Genomic DNA, 13,454 nt, shown 5'->3' on the forward strand with positions numbered 1-13,454 from the left:
TCCCTCCTTAAAGTTCAATATCCGCGTGTCTAGCCGCGTGGCAGTTAATATTTACCGCCACTGGAAGCCCTGCAATATGCGTAGGATACCACTCCACATTAACTGCAAACGCCGTAGTCGTGCCGCCTAAGCCTTGCGGTCCCACGCCTGTTTTATTAGCAATTTCTAGCAATTCGTCCTCAAGCTTTGCGTAACGCTCATCAGGATTTTTAGAATCTATCTCCCTTACAGCAGCTTTTTTGGCAAGTAGGGCTGCTTTTTCCATAGTGCCACCAATGCCTACACCTATAACCATAGGCGGGCAAGCATTAGGACCAGCAAGTTTTACAGCCTCAGTAAAGACCTTTTTTACGCCATCAATGCCATCGGCTGGCACAAGCATTTTTAATATACTTTTATTCTCGCTCCCAAAGCCTTTTGGGCAAACTTTAAGGTGAAGTTTATCGCCGGGCACAATGCGCGTATGAATTACAGCTGGAGAATTATTTGTGGTATTTTTGCGCTCATAGAGTGGTTCAGCCACGACAGATTTACGCAAATAGCCTGTTGTATAACCCTCTTTAATTCCCTCATTAATGGCATCTTCAAGGTAGCCGCCTGTAATATGCACATCTTGCCCAATTTCGACAAAAACCACCGTCATACCCGTATCTTGGCAGATAGGCATCATATTACTTTGCGCAATCTTACCATTTTCAATAAGTGTATCAAGGATATTTTGCCCTAGCGGAGATTTCTCCGTAATTTTTGCCGCACTAAAAGCGCGCTTAATGTCGGGTGTTTGAATACAGCACGCCTGTATAGCAAGCTTAGCAACTGCAGATTTTATATCTTCGCATCGCACTTCTTTCATCACAATCCTCCTTACAATGTTGTTGAAAAACGCTTAAGATTCTATCCTTTTTGTCTATAAATACACTTAAAAATGAGAAATTAAACTTTTCACATCACTTTTGCGTTTGCCAAATTCCACAATTTTGCCATGAAAGCGCGCAAAAATCTGCGCTACGCTCATATCTTTGGGGTAAAGCTCATACACAGCTTTAAGATTATCATATATGCCCTGCTCGCAAAAGCCGCGCAACTCCTCATAGTCCTCAATCTCCCTGCCTAGCATACACAAAAGCTTATAAGTGTATTTATCTACTACCATAACTTCACGCCCGCACGCATAGTTTAGGATACTATACGCGCTTTCTCGTCCTATGCCCTTTTGTGCAAAAAGCCATTCAAAATCTACATTTTGTTTGAAATTACTAAAAGTGTCAAAATCCCCTAAAATCGCCTTTGAAATGCCTATGATATAGCTTGATTTTTGCCTTTGTAAGCCATTAATGTGCGATTGCAAAATTATAGAATCTATATGGGCAAAAGTGTGCAAATCCCGCTCGCAATCTCCGCTTAAAATATGAGCCTTACGCATAGAATCTAGCATTTTTTCTACATTGCTCCATTGCGTATTTTGGGTAAGAATACTGCCTAATATCACCTCAAAGCTTCCGCTATTTTCCCACCACCAGCCCGGTTTATGCTGCATTAAATCCATATTTTTAAGTGCCTTAAGCAAAGTAAAGCTAGATTCTATCATTTTACACCCCTTTTATTTTACCCTTTATATTTGTGCTTTGTGTAGCGTGCGCCACTTTGTGCCGACCTTTGAAATTGCCTAGATTCTATAAATGCTTATTAAAAAATGCGCCAATTAAGCTTTTAGCATATTGACTTTGAGGGTGGCTAAAAATTTGCTGCGCATGAGCGCACTCCACCACCTGCCCATTGTGCAAAATCATCACTTCATCGCTAAGTGTGGCTAAAATCTCCAAATCATGCGTGATAAAAATATATCCTAGCTCTAATTCTGCTTGCAGTTTTAATAATAGCTCTAAGATAAGCTTTTGCGAGCTTTTATCTAGCGCGCTAGTTGGCTCATCAAGGATAAGGATTTTAGGCTTTCTTACAATGGCTCTAGCTATGCTCACGCGCTGCTTTTGTCCCCCACTTAGCTCAAAGGGATAGCATTGTGCGAGATTAGAATCTAAGCCCACAGATTCTAAAGCCTTTAAGGCATCTTTTTTAGCCTGCGGTATAGAATCTAAGCCCTCCATAATGATATCGCCCACGCGTAGGCGCGGGGATAGCGATGAAAAGGGGTCTTGAAATACGATGCCAATATTTTGCCGCAAAGCCTTTGAGCTAACATTTTTACCCTCAAGCAAAATCTCTCCTTTAGTGCTAAGTAGTTGCAATAATCCAAGCGCTAGACTTGATTTCCCACTGCCTGAAGCTCCCGCAATGCCCAGAATCTGCCCTTTATACAAAGTTAAATCTACACTACTCACTAGCTCTTTAAAATTCGCTCTAAACACGCGCCTTTGCATAACGCCTACACTTAAGTGTTTGGTGCATAAAAGCGGCGTGCCTTTAGCGTTAAAAGATGTGCTTTTGCGTGGAAGCTGTAAAGATTCTATCAAAAAGCGTGTGTATGGTTGCTTTGGGGCATTAAAAATAGCTTTGGTGGAGCTAGATTCTATCACTTGTCCTGCTTTTAGCACCACGACATTATCGCAAAAATCTTTGACTATGCCTAAATCATGGCTAATAAATAAAATCGCACTTTGCGCACTAAGGCGCGCTAATAGCTGCATAATCTGCCTTTGTATTAGCACATCAAGCGCGGTTGTTGGCTCATCACAAATAAGCAAGGCGGGATTATTAATAATGCTCATTGCTAATGCTACGCGCTGCTTTTGTCCCCCACTTAGCTCAAAGGGGTAGCATTGAGCATATCTCGCCTCTAGCTCTACAGAATCTAAAAGCTCTAATAATCGCTCTTGCGCCTTGTGCTTTAAGGCTTTGTGGCTTAAGTGCGGATAGAGGCTAGGCGCGTGGATAAAAAAGCTCTCTAAAATTTGCTTGCCCACTTTTTGGAGGGGATTAAGGCTTGAGAGCGGCTCTTGTGGGATATAGGCAATGTCCTTACCGCGTAAAGAGCGCATTTGCTCATTATTAAAATGCAACAAATTGCGCCCATTAAAGGTAATAGAGCCACTTTGCACATTGACATTTGGCTGCAGGCGCAAGATGAGCTGTGCTAGCATACTTTTGCCCGAGCCAGATTCACCAACAAGTGCTAGCTTTTCTTGCTTAGCAATATGCAAAGAAATATCATTTAAATAAAAACGATTAGAGTTAGCAAAATGTGCGCTAAGTTGGTGGATATTAAGCATGGGATAGGCTTTGCGCGGGGGTAGATTCTGTAGTGATAGAATCTGTTGCTAATGTTACATGCGGGTCAAATGCGTCTCTTAAGCCCTCTCCAATAAAGACTAGAACGGACAAAAGCACGCATAGCGCGATAAAGGCGCTTATGCCTAAATGCGGGGAGGAGAGATTATTTTTCCCTTGTGCGAGCAATTCACCAAGGCTAGCGCTCCCCACAGGCATACCAAAGCCTAAAAAGTCAAGGCTACTTAGCGTTACAATGCTGCCTGCCATTATGAAAGGCGTAAAAGTGATAGTGGCATTAAGCGCATTTGGCAAGATGTGTTTAAACATAATTTTCACATCACTCACATTCATAGCCTTTGCTGCTAGCACATACTCAAGATTGCGCGCTTTTAGAAATTCTGCGCGCACAAGATTAACAAGTATAATCCACGAAAAGGCTAGCACCACGCACAAAATCCATGAAAAACTTGGCTCAAATACGCTTGAAATGATAATAATCACAAATAAAATAGGCACAGCATTAAAAATCTCAATAAGCCGCTGCCCTATTAAATCCACACTTCCTCCATAATATCCTTGCAATGCCCCCATACATACGCCAATGACCACACTGCACACACTTAAAATAAGCCCAAAAGCTAGCGAGATTCTATATCCATACAGCAGTCTAGCACTCACATCTCTTGCTTTATCATCAGTGCCTAACCAGTGTTTAGAATCTGGCGCAGTGGGGGCTTGAGCGGGCAAATCCATAATGATAGTATCATAGCTATAAGGGATTGGCGCATACAGCACAAAGGCGTCTTTGAGTAATGTATTTTTCACATAGCTATCATTATAATCGCTAAAGGTCTCAAAATCTCCGCCAAAGGTTGTCTCCGGGTAATCAACAAACACAGGAAAATACATTTTAGAATCTTTATAAATGAAAAGCGGCTTATCGTTGGCAATGAAATTTGCCAAAAGGCTTAGAGTGAGCAAAATGCAAAAGCATATGAGTGAGTAAAAGGCGCGCTTATTTTGCTTAAAAATACGCCAGCGCGTGGCAAATTGCGTTTTTGTAGCTTTTTTTAGCGTTGCGCTAGGCATTTTTACCCCCAAAGTGGATACGCGGGTCGATAATGCAGTAGAGTATATCGCTTATGATATTTATCACAAGGGCTAGAAAAGTAAAAATATAAAGCGTGCCAAACACAACAGGATAGTCGCGATTTACTACACTTTCATAGCCTAAAAGCCCTAATCCATCGAGGCTAAAAATAATCTCAATAAGCAAGCTCCCGCTAAAAAATGCTGCGATAAAAATCGCAGGAAAGCCGCTTATGATAAGCAGCATAGCATTACGAAATATATGCCCATAGAGAATATGGCGCTCACTCCCGCCTTTTGCCCTAGCACATATCACATAGCTTTTATGTATCTCATCTAAAAAGCAGTTTTTGCTAAGCATAGTTAAAGTGGCAAATCCACCTATAGAAATGCATAATACAGGCAAAAACAAATGCCATAAGTAGTCTTTAATCTGTCCCCAAGTGCTAAGAGTGGCAAAGTTTTCGCTCACAAGCCCGCGCAGTGGGAAAATATCAAAATAGCTCCCACCGCAAAATAGCACCACAAGCACCACTGCAAACATAAACGCAGGCACGGCATTTAGCACGACGATAATAACACTGCTTAGCACATCAAAGCGCGAGCCATTGCGCGTAGCCTTTGCAATGCCTAAGGGAATGCTAATAAGATAAATAAGCAAAGTGCTAAATACTCCAAGTGAAATGGATACAGGAAGCTTTGAAGCGATGATTGATAACACACTAGTTTGCTGATAGAAGCTCTCACCAAAATCAAAGCGGATAAAATTCCACAGCATTTGTATGTAGCGCTCGCTTAAAGATTTATCAAATCCATAGAGTTTTTTAATCTCTGCTATGAGGTTTTCATCTAAGCCTATAGAGCCTTTGTAGAGTGTATTTTGCCCAGTAGAAGCCTCACCTGATGCGCCTAGATGCTCCATTTTGGCTATGGTGCGCTCCACAGGTCCGCCCGGGGCAAGCTGCATAAGTAAAAAATTAATACTTATAACCCCAATAAGTGTAGGAATAATGAGTAAAAATCGCTTTGTGATATAGCCTAACAATGCTAAATCCTTAAAAATTATGATTGTAAAAAGCGCATTGTAGCAAAATTAGATACTTATCACTTGTGTCTTGCACACAATATCATGCAAACATCGCCCATCGCGGCGTAAAAAGCCTATGAGTATGCCAAATAGAAAGCTTGTGCCAAATACCCACAGCACATAGCGCGCAAATGCCCGAAAGAAGCCTATTTTTATAGAATCTAGCTCTTGTGTAGCAGGCGCGGTGTGGTGCGGAGTATGCGGTTTTTGGGTGGGAAATCTCACTAGCCTTAATTGCATATAGCGAAAACCCGGCGTTTGGTGTGTGAGGGCAAAAAAAAGCGAAGTGATAATCCCATAGGCTAGCCCGCAGGAGAGGATAGCCATTTGATTATGCGTAAAATCCTCCTTGCCGTCTAAAAAGACATAGGTAGTAAGGTATAAAAGGGGCATATTAATCATAAACATATCTGTGATAAATGCCTTTATCCGCGCACTTGCATGCATGAGTATGAGCTGCTTTTTTAGGCTAAAATCATATAGATTTATCCACGCACTTTGAGGCTTTTGCGTATCTTTAGGCTTTATGTGCTGTGATTTGACTTTGCGCCAGCGCTTAGATTCTGACATTGCCTTAGTTACCGCACCTTAGTTACCACGGCTGCCGGGCTTAATAGCTTTTTGTGCGCCTTGCTTGCATAGTGGGCAATTATGCGGCTCATACATATTAAACACAAAATCTGCAAGCGCAAAAAGCGGAATATGCTCCGGCAAGCGAGCCTCTTTTTTGCGCTCTAGCGTTGAGCCTACACGCTTACAGAATCCACGATTAGCTAGCCCTGCATACGCCACTACATTTGCTCCAGCAAACTCCACGCATTGCGCAGATTCTAAAGCCGAACCGCCTGTGGTAATAATATCCTCACATATAAGCACCCGCTCACCTTTTGATACCTCAAAGCCGCGCCTTAGCTGCATTTGCCCTTCAACTCGCTCTGTAAAAATAAATCTCACATCTAAAGCCCTAGCAAGCTCATAACCTGCTAAAATCCCTCCAAGTGCGGGAGAGCAGACACATTGTATGTTAAGATTTGCTTTTTTTATCTGTTTGGCTAGCTCTTTGGCTAATTGCTGCGCGACTTTGGGATTTTCTAGCACGCGCGCAGATTGCAAATAATGGTCAGAATGATTGCCGCTGCTAAGCAAAAAATGCCCTTTGAGCAAAGCATTAGCGTCCATATAGCATTTTTTCACATCAAGCATACACCCTCCTTTAGAATCTGTAAGAATATTTGAGGTAATTCACACTCATACCGCGTTCTTTTTCATAATCAAGCAAATCATAGCCGATAAATAGCTCATGCTGCTTCCCATAGACAAAAATAGGTCCAAAGGCAAAAGTTGGGAAAAGCCACTTTTTGCGCTCTTGCGTAAGTGTGGGAGAGAGTGCAGAATCTGTGCGGGAGAAATTATATGAGCCAAAAGAAGCAAGGCGAACGCGGAAGCCGATGTGTTTGGAGGCGTAGATTCTATATTCTGCAGAAATCCCGCCACGATAGATTTGCATCGTGTTTGGCTTACTTAGATTAAATTCAAAATCTGCAAATGCGCCGTAATTTGTGCGGTCAAAAAAGCCAAAAACGCGCAAAGAATGGCGTCTATCAAAGATAAAATCATAGCCAAATTCTATACCCATAACGCTGCTTGTGCCAAGTGAAGGCGTAGTGGCAATGCCAATACTTGCAAGGGTATAAAATCCCTCTCTATAATCCTTTTGCTTAGGAATTTTAACGCCAGCAACATCATAGAGCAGCTCTTGGCGCGTTTTGGCGACATCTTGCAGCACTTCATTAGGCTCTTTATCTGTGGGGAAATCCTCTACAAGCACTTTTTGCGCTCCATAAATAAACGAAGCACACAAGGCAAGCCAGCTTAGTATGGCACAAAATCTCATATATATTTTTACCCCTTTTTGTGGTGTGTGCAACTCTTGCGTGTGAAAATGCGCTATTCTAGTATATTTTTGTTATACTTACAAATTTTATTTAAGGCGCAATTGCAAGATGTAATGTAAAAGCATAAAGCGAATTTCGTGCCACATTTGCAATTTTTGCTATTTTTAAGGAGTTAAGGTATGTCTAAATTAGTGTTTATGCTCACTTTATGCGCAAGTATTGCTTTTAGCGCGCAGTTAGAGGGGTATTATATGACGCACAAGGGTGAGAAAGGGCAGCAATCTATTGTTGAGTTTTTTAAAAAAGGCGACAAATATTATGCCTATGGCTTTGCTAATGTCGATGGCTCGCCGCCTAAAAAAGATGTAAATAATGAAAATAAAGCCCTAAGAAATCGCTATGATAAAGGCAGCGTGTTTGTCTATAATCTTGTGCGCGATGGCAATAGCGATGTGTTTAAAGATGGCAAGGTGTATAACTTTGATGCGGGCAAGGTGTATTATGCAAAGATTACGCTAAAAGGCGATATGCTCGAACTGCGCGGGAGTATTGATAAATTTGGCGCGATGGGTGAGACAAAGATTTGGAAAAGATTAAGCGATGAGGAGGTAAAGCCCTATCTTTCTCAAAAGCCTGACTTTTCTGTGGTAGAGGAAAGTTTAAAGGACATACAGCCCTAAAATGTCAGAATCTAAACTGCACAAAGCCATTGCTGCATTAAATCCCGCTCAAGCTAAGGCAGCTACGCACATTGATGGAGCAATGCTTATTCTAGCAGGTGCAGGCAGTGGAAAAACAAAGACGCTCACTACTAGGCTTGCTTATCTCATTAATGAAGTGGGCATTCCCCCTAGCTCCACGCTCACACTTACTTTTACTAACAAAGCCGCACAGGAGATGAGAGAGCGGGCGCTTATGCTTTTAGATTCTGTGCAGGAAGCCCCGCCGCTGCTTTGCACCTTTCATAAATTTGGCTTATTATTTTTACGCTTTCATATCAATGCACTTAATAGGGCGGCAAACTTTGTCGTGGTAGATTCTGCAGATAAGCGCGCTATTTTAAAAAATCTCTCAAAAACCCTCCCACCTGCGCAATTTGATAGCTATATCTCAAGTATGAAAAATGCTTTTCTCTCTCCCTTGCAAGCTAGAGCCTACGCCCATAGCGAGGAATATAAGGTGATGAATAAAGTTTATGGCGAGTATGAGCAGTATTTGCGTGAGAAAAATTTGCTTGATTTTGATGATTTACTCTATCTTACTTATGAGATTTTGCAAAATAATGAGGATATTGCACGCGCGTGGAGCAAGCGATATGAGTATATTATGGTTGATGAGTATCAAGATACTAATGAATTGCAATATAAGATTTTAAAATCATTATGTTTAACCCATAATAATCTTTGCGTAGTGGGCGATGATGACCAAAGTATTTACGGCTGGCGCGGTGCTGATGTGCGCAATATTTTAAAATTTCCTAATGAATTTCCATCTGTGAAAGTGATTAAATTAGAGCAAAATTATCGCTCAAGTGAGCAGATTCTAAATGCGGCAAATGCACTCATTGCGCATAATAATGAGCGTTTGGGCAAGGAGCTAAAAAGCATAAAAGGCGCAGGTAGTGCGGTGCGCCTTATTGAAAATGTAACCGAAAATGATGAGGCAAGCTTTCTAGCAAAAGATATTAGCGCACTTTTAGAATCTGGCATCTCCCCAAGCGATATTGCTATTTTATTTCGCATTAATGCACTCTCTCGCAGCATTGAAGAGGGCTTTAATCGGGCTAAGATTCCATACAGGCTAGTGGGTGCGGTGCGATTTTATGAGCGCGCGGAAATTAAAGATTTACTAAGCTATTTGCGTTTAATTGTTAATAGAGATGATGACTTTTCTTTTTTGCGCATTATTAATCGCCCTAAGCGTGGCATTGGCAAAGTTGGTCAAGAAAAGCTAGAGCAGCTTGCTATAAAAAAGGGTATCTCCTGCCTTGCGTGCATTGAGCAATATCCACAGGCGTGCAGGGAAGCCATTGGAGAAAAGGCATATAAGGCTCTTTATGAGCTTAGTGAGAATCTAGCGCGATGGGCGGCGTATAGCGATTTAGCCGATATGATTGAGGATATGCAAAGCCACATTGTGTTTGAATTTAGTAAGCTTGATGAAGTCGATAGGGAGGCAAATATACAAGAATTTTATGGTTTATTTCGAGATTATATTATCTCAAATCCCAATAATACTTTGAATGATTTTTTAAATGACTTAGCCTTATCTAGCCCTACTGATGAGGTTGTGGGCGAGGCTGTGAGCTGTATGAGTGTGCATTCGGCTAAGGGATTAGAATTTAAGTATGTGTATATTGTAGGTTTTGAGGAGGGGTTTTTCCCTCTGCAGAAGGGCGATGATGAGATAGAAGAGGAGCGCAGGCTGGGCTATGTGGCTTTCACACGCGCAAAAGATAACCTCACTTTATGCTTTGCTACAAGTAGATTCTATAGAGGCAAAAGAGAGATATTAAAGCCATCGCGCTTTTTGCGAGAGAGTGGATTATTAGGAGGTATAGAATCTAAGCAGAGCGATACAAATACTGCGCAGAACGAGGAGGCATTTACCAAAGGTATGCAGGTAGAACATAAACTTTTTGGCATAGGCGTTATAGAATCTATTGATGGCAAAGGCGCGCAAAGTAGGCTTAAGATTAACTTTGCAGGCTTAGAGCGAGTAATTTTAGCTCCATTTGTAAAAAAGATAGAATCTTAAAGGATAGATGATGAGATATATGTTTTTAGCGTGTATGGCGGGCATTTTGAGCTTGTGTGTGAATATATATGCTGATGATATTCATATCACACCAAATAAGCTTGTTTTACAAAAAACTTATAATGTTACGCATGATAAGGTGTATTCAAGAGATATGTTTCCCTCCATTGAAAAAAATTTTTTAGTAACTACCATTCCTTTAGATAGATTTAGTGTGTTTGAAAAATGCATAGATATTAAATCCATATTCTTACAGCTTGGCTATGAAATGGCGCCATGTGAAAGCGAAATGGTAGAGTTTAGGTTTATCAGCACGATGGATGGGGATATGGTTGATTTTGTGAAAAAAATGTATGTGCAGCATTATGGCGATAAGCTAGAGATTAGCACACTCTCCATACGCCCGCTAGGGACTATGCCTACAGATTATACGCTTATAGATTATGAGCTATCAAGTGGGCTAAAAAAAAATAGCGGCACATTTGCGATGAAATATCGCTCAAATAACAGCCCACAGGTCAAAAAGCTCACATTTATGTATGAGATTAATGGCACATTAAAGGTTTTAAAAAGCACACAAAATATCGCTACAAATGACACTATTAGCGCGCAAAATACGCGTGTAGAGCGTATTAAGTTTGAGCGTGTGGGCGCGGATTACATGAGTGAAAGTGAGCTTAATAAAAGTGGGGCAAAGAGCTATATCCGCGCTGATATGGCGATTACAAAAGATAAGATTAAGCCTAGAGTGGTGGTTAAAAAGGGCGATAGAATCCGTGTATCAAACTTTGAAGGTGGCGTGAGTATGGAAGTGGTGCTAGTAGCAAGGCAGAGCGGAGCGCAAAATGATATTATTAACGCGCAAAATCCTAGCAGTGGGAAAATATTGCGCGTGAAAATTATCGATGCGGGCAAGGCAGAAATGATATAAGGAGTGGAAATGGTATGGAGAGCAAAAGGGCAAAAAGCGGAGAAGCATAAAATAAAAGCAGATGTAGGCGCGCAAAAGTAGTTTAAACACATAAGGGGTAAATTATGGCAGAGATAAAAAAGCTAGCCATTGGCATTGGCGGAGCGAGCGGAGTGCAGTTGGGTTTAAGGCTTATAGAATCTGTGCCAGATTCTATAGAATTATTTGTGATTATTAGCGAGGGTGCGCAAAATGTCGCTAGCAGTGAGCTTAGCGAGGATATAGAAGTATGTCTTGATAAATTACGGCGCAAGAAGGACTTTCGCATTTATAATGAAGATGAGATAGATAGCCCACTAGCTTCGGGGAGCTTTGGCATTGATGCTATGGCGATTGTGCCTACAAGTATGAATCTGCTAGCAAAAATCGCTAGTGGCTTATGTGATGATTTAATTTCGCGCTGTGCGTTAGTTATGCTTAAAGAAAAGCGCACTTTGCTGCTTGCTCCGCGAGAAATGCCCTTTAGCCCCATTTCACTTGAGCAGATGAGCAAGCTTAGTGCGCTTGGCGTGATTGTAGCGCCTCCTTGTGTGGGGTATTATGCTAAGATAAAAGATTTAGAATCTATGGAGTTATTTTTTGCGGGCAAATGGCTCGATGCTTTAAACATAAAAAACGCGCTTTATACGCGCTGGAAGTGTGAGTAAGGCTTATAGATGAGGAGATTAGCAATTTATCCGGGGACTTTTGACCCTGTAACAAATGGACATTTAGATATTATTAAGCGCTCAATTGAGATTTTTGATAATGTCATAGTAGCGGTGGCGCATTCGCGCTCTAAAAAGCCGATGTTTGCGCTGCAGGAGCGCGTGGAGATTCTAAAACAAAGCACGCAGGATTTGCCAAATGTGCGTATTCAAGGCTTTAGCAATTTGCTTGCAGATTTTGCTAAAGAGCATAGCGCGCGGGTGATTATACGCGGTTTGCGCGCGGTGAGTGATTTTGAGTATGAATTACAGATGGGATATGCCAATGCCTCGCTCAATAGCGAGCTAGAAACGATTTATTTTATGCCCACATTGCAAAATGCCTTTATTAGCTCATCTGTGGTGCGCTCTATTATTGAGCATAATGGGCGCTTTGCTCATTTAGTGCCGCCTCATGTGGCGGACTTAATTTTAGGGCTTTATAAGGCAAAGATTCTACCAAATGAGTAATTTATGGCTTAAGCAAAAATATGCGCGTAATAGGCTAAAAAAGGGGGAATTATGTATGTAGCAATTGAGGGCATTGATACCTGCGGGAAAAGCACGCAAATTGAGCTACTGCGCGCGCATTACCCGCGGGCAATTTTTACCAAAGAGCCGGGTGGAAGCCTGATAGGGGAAAGTATCCGCGAGCTTGTGCTGTATGCACCCAAAAAGCGGGGCTTTATACTTGATGAATATGCTGAACTTATGCTCTTTTTGGCTGATAGGGCGCAGCATTATAAAGAAGTGCTAGCGCCTAATGCGGATAAACTCATTATTAGCGATAGGAGCGTGATTTCTGGCATAGCCTATGCAAAAAATGTGAGTATGGATAAGCTTATATGGCTTAATGAATTTGTGCTACGCGGAATGTATCCACATTTGGTGGTGATTTTAAAGTTAAGTGAGCTAGCCCTAACACAAAGGCTCAAGCTTAAAACGCACGATAGTATCGAGAGTAGAGGCATTGCGTATATGCTAAATATCCAAGAGCGATTGATAGAATCTAGCAAATATCTTAATGTGCCACATCTTATCCTTGATGCCGCTGCTAGTAGGGAGGAGATTTGCGCGATGATAAAAGGGCGTATTGATGAAATGTCTTATGTGTGAGAAGTGGAGCTATCAGATTCTATGCGCGCGCTGCCTCTCTGCCCTCCCGCTCACGCCTCGTTATAGAATCTTGCTAGATTCTATAAAAGTATATAGTTTTTACCGCTATGAAGATGTGGCATTCCTTATGCAGAGTAAATATCACCTTGTAGGCTCGCGCATTCTTAAACTACTTTCGTTTAAAGCGGCGAGACATTTTTTTACGCAAGTTGATGTGAGTGCATTTGCGCATTTCCCCCTAAGCCTTGTGGGATTAGATGATTATCCTTATGGTGCGTATTCGCATGTGGGCGTGATTGCTAGCATTTTTGCGCGCAATAGTAGGGGTGGATTGAGGGCATACTTTGGCGCGTTGAAAGCACATAATAATGTGAAATATGCCGGCACAAAACTTGCATTTCGTCAAAATAATCCTAAAGATTTTAGACTTATAAGAAAGATACATAATCCTACAATCGTGCTTATAGATGATATTATTACCACAGGGAGTAGCTTTATGGAGGCGATAAAGGTATTGGAGGGATTTCAAGTTTTATTTTGTTTGGCTTTGTGTGATGCGAGGGAATGAGGCTTTTTACGCCTCATTTTGCTCTTTTTTGTGTTTTGGTATGCCGTCTTTCGGGGGG

At 41.6% G+C, this 13,454-nt stretch carries 15 protein-coding genes; 7 read left to right on the forward strand and 8 right to left on the reverse strand.

Going from position 1 to position 13,454, the window contains the following annotated elements; translation table 11 throughout:
* Positions 1-7: 7 nt before the first annotated feature.
* The 8 genes from LS71_RS03585 to LS71_RS03620 form a co-directional block, all read right to left on the reverse strand.
* Entirely contained in the window at positions 8-853 is an 846-nt protein-coding gene (locus LS71_RS03585; protein ID WP_034354915.1) for a fumarate hydratase, read from the reverse strand.
* 66 nt (positions 854-919) lie between these two features.
* A complete protein-coding gene (locus tag LS71_RS03590) occupies positions 920-1,588 on the reverse strand; it encodes a 3-methyladenine DNA glycosylase (RefSeq protein ID WP_034354912.1) in 669 nt (222 codons plus the stop codon).
* Positions 1,589-1,673: 85 nt separating this feature from the next.
* The gene (locus tag LS71_RS03595) at positions 1,674-3,227 is read right to left on the reverse strand and encodes an ATP-binding cassette domain-containing protein (RefSeq protein WP_034354909.1); all 1,554 of its coding nucleotides are present in this window, start codon (positions 3,225-3,227) and stop codon (positions 1,674-1,676) included.
* Positions 3,220-4,317 carry an ABC transporter permease gene (locus LS71_RS03600; RefSeq protein WP_081946269.1) on the reverse strand — a complete coding sequence of 366 codons (1,098 nt, stop codon included), beginning with the start codon at positions 4,315-4,317 and terminating at the stop codon, positions 3,220-3,222. The genes LS71_RS03595 and LS71_RS03600 overlap by 8 nt, the downstream gene beginning before the upstream one ends.
* Positions 4,310-5,362: a microcin C ABC transporter permease YejB gene (locus LS71_RS03605; RefSeq protein WP_034354906.1), complete on the reverse strand. Its 1,053-nt coding sequence runs from the start codon at positions 5,360-5,362 to the stop codon at positions 4,310-4,312. Before LS71_RS03605 ends, LS71_RS03600 begins: the two co-directional genes overlap by 8 nt.
* 48 nt (positions 5,363-5,410) lie before the next feature.
* Positions 5,411-5,974 carry an RDD family protein gene (locus LS71_RS03610; RefSeq protein ID WP_034354903.1) on the reverse strand — a complete coding sequence of 188 codons (564 nt, stop codon included), beginning with the start codon at positions 5,972-5,974 and terminating at the stop codon, positions 5,411-5,413.
* 18 nt (positions 5,975-5,992) lie between these two features.
* Positions 5,993-6,607 carry an orotate phosphoribosyltransferase gene (gene pyrE, locus LS71_RS03615; RefSeq protein WP_034354900.1) on the reverse strand — a complete coding sequence of 205 codons (615 nt, stop codon included), beginning with the start codon at positions 6,605-6,607 and terminating at the stop codon, positions 5,993-5,995.
* Between the two features lie 10 nt (positions 6,608-6,617).
* Entirely contained in the window at positions 6,618-7,298 is a 681-nt protein-coding gene (locus LS71_RS03620; RefSeq protein ID WP_034354895.1) for a hypothetical protein, read from the reverse strand.
* 180 nt (positions 7,299-7,478) lie between these two features.
* On the opposite strand from LS71_RS03620, the gene LS71_RS03625 reads away from it, so the two are divergent.
* From LS71_RS03625 to LS71_RS03655, 7 genes are all read left to right on the forward strand, one after another.
* Positions 7,479-7,979, forward strand: coding sequence for a DUF2147 domain-containing protein (locus LS71_RS03625; RefSeq protein WP_052058035.1), 501 nt, complete (start codon positions 7,479-7,481; stop codon positions 7,977-7,979).
* Position 7,980: 1 nt separating this feature from the next.
* Positions 7,981-10,056 carry an ATP-dependent helicase gene (locus LS71_RS03630; RefSeq protein WP_034354892.1) on the forward strand — a complete coding sequence of 692 codons (2,076 nt, stop codon included), beginning with the start codon at positions 7,981-7,983 and terminating at the stop codon, positions 10,054-10,056.
* 10 nt (positions 10,057-10,066) lie between these two features.
* Positions 10,067-10,987 (forward strand): flagellar basal body P-ring formation chaperone FlgA, encoded by a 921-nt coding sequence (gene flgA / locus LS71_RS03635; RefSeq protein ID WP_034354890.1) that lies wholly within the window; start codon positions 10,067-10,069, stop codon positions 10,985-10,987.
* Positions 10,988-11,091: 104 nt separating this feature from the next.
* Positions 11,092-11,673, forward strand: a complete 582-nt coding sequence (locus tag LS71_RS03640; RefSeq protein WP_034354889.1) for a UbiX family flavin prenyltransferase — start codon at positions 11,092-11,094, stop codon at positions 11,671-11,673.
* Positions 11,674-11,682: 9 nt separating this feature from the next.
* Positions 11,683-12,183, forward strand: coding sequence for a pantetheine-phosphate adenylyltransferase (coaD, locus tag LS71_RS03645; protein WP_034354886.1), 501 nt, complete (start codon positions 11,683-11,685; stop codon positions 12,181-12,183).
* A 51-nt stretch (positions 12,184-12,234) separates the two neighbouring features.
* Positions 12,235-12,828 carry a dTMP kinase gene (gene tmk / locus LS71_RS03650; RefSeq protein WP_034354884.1) on the forward strand — a complete coding sequence of 198 codons (594 nt, stop codon included), beginning with the start codon at positions 12,235-12,237 and terminating at the stop codon, positions 12,826-12,828.
* Positions 12,809-13,396, forward strand: a complete 588-nt coding sequence (locus LS71_RS03655; protein ID WP_034354881.1) for a ComF family protein — start codon at positions 12,809-12,811, stop codon at positions 13,394-13,396. The genes tmk and LS71_RS03655 overlap by 20 nt, the downstream gene beginning before the upstream one ends.
* The last annotated feature ends 58 nt before the right edge of the window (positions 13,397-13,454 follow it).

It is taken from the genome of Helicobacter jaachi, from assembly GCF_000763135.2.
Classification (GTDB): Bacteria; Campylobacterota; Campylobacteria; order Campylobacterales; family Helicobacteraceae; genus Helicobacter_C; species Helicobacter_C jaachi.